Here is a 1,257-nt window from a genome sequence, read left to right as displayed (position 1 = left end):
GGCGGATTCAGGTGGTGGTTGCAACACCTGGTGTCTGGTGGCCTGAGAGTAGCGTGGCGAGGGCTTCGGCGGGTGTGTGCCAGCCGAGGGTTTGGCGTGGTCGTCCGTTGAGTTCGGCGGCGACGCGGGCGAGGTCGGCGGGGGTGTGCTGGGACAGGTCGGTGCCTTTGGGGAAGTACTGGCGCAGCAGGCCGTTGGTGTTCTCGTTGCTGCCGCGCTGCCAAGGGCTGCGGGGGTCGCAGAAGTAGATCTCCATCCCGGTGGCGAGGGCGATCTGCTTGTGGTGGGCCATTTCGGTGCCCTGGTCCCAGGTCAGCGACCGGACCAGCAGCGGCGGCAGGGCCTGGATCGCCTCGGTCATCGCGGTCGCGACCGCGGCGGCGTCGCGGCCGTCGGGCAGGGGCACCAGCACCGCGAACCGGGTGGAGCGTTCCACCAGGGTCGCGATCGCGGACTGGTTGTCCTTGCCCAGGATCAGGTCGCCTTCCCAGTGCCCGGGGACCGCGCGGTCGGCGGCCTCGGCCGGCCGCTCGCTGATGCTGACCATGTCCGCGATCCGGGCCCCGGGCCGGGCCCGGCGGGCCTGGGCCCGGCGGCGCGGGACCCGCAGCGCCCGCCCGGTCCGCAGCGCCGCGGCCAGCTCCCGGCGCAGCGCGCCCCGGCCCTGCACATACAGCGACTGGTAGATCGTCTCGTGCGACACCCGCATCTCCGGCCGGTCGGGGAAATCCAGCACCAGTCTCGCCGAGATCTGCCGCGGCGACCACAGCCGGAGCAGTCCCGCCCGCACCGCCTCCCGCAGCACCGGATCCGCGGCCAGCTTCGCGGCCTTGGGCCGTTTCGCGCGCTGCTCGGCCGCGTGCTGGGCGCTGCTGGCCCGGTAACCGCCCGCAGGCCCGGCGTTGCGGGCCAGCTCCCGCGACACCGTCGACCCCGGCCGCCCGATCGCCCGCCCGATCGCGCGGACCCCCTGACCCGCCGCCCGCAGACAGGCGATCTCCTCCCGCTCGGCCAGGCTCAACCGCACCGGCCCCGGCTGGCGGGGCGCATTCCCGATCACCCCGCCAGCCTGCCGGAACAACCGGGCCCCCGTCGGAGCGGCGATCCCCACCGACCACGCCGCCGGTTTCACCGCCACCCCCGCCCGGATCCGCTCCCAAAACTCCACCTGCACCCACCGCGGCAACCACTGAAACACCCGCGCCACAACCCCACCCCTTCAACAAAGCGGTGTTGCAACAACCCCATGACCCCAAG

General features: G+C 73.5%; 1 protein-coding gene. It reads right to left on the bottom strand.

Features of this window, described 5'->3' with window-relative positions; translation table 11 throughout:
- Nucleotides 1-7: 7 nt before the first annotated feature.
- Entirely contained in the window at nt 8-1,207 is a 1,200-nt protein-coding gene (locus ACZ7SW_RS46770; RefSeq protein ID WP_470236839.1) for an IS30 family transposase, read from the bottom strand.
- Between the last annotated feature and the right edge of the window lie 50 nt (nt 1,208-1,257).

The organism is Amycolatopsis sp. NPDC114484 (genome assembly GCF_055633755.1).
Note: the sequence above shows the minus strand (reverse complement) of the source record. Positions and strands in the feature narration are given on the sequence as shown.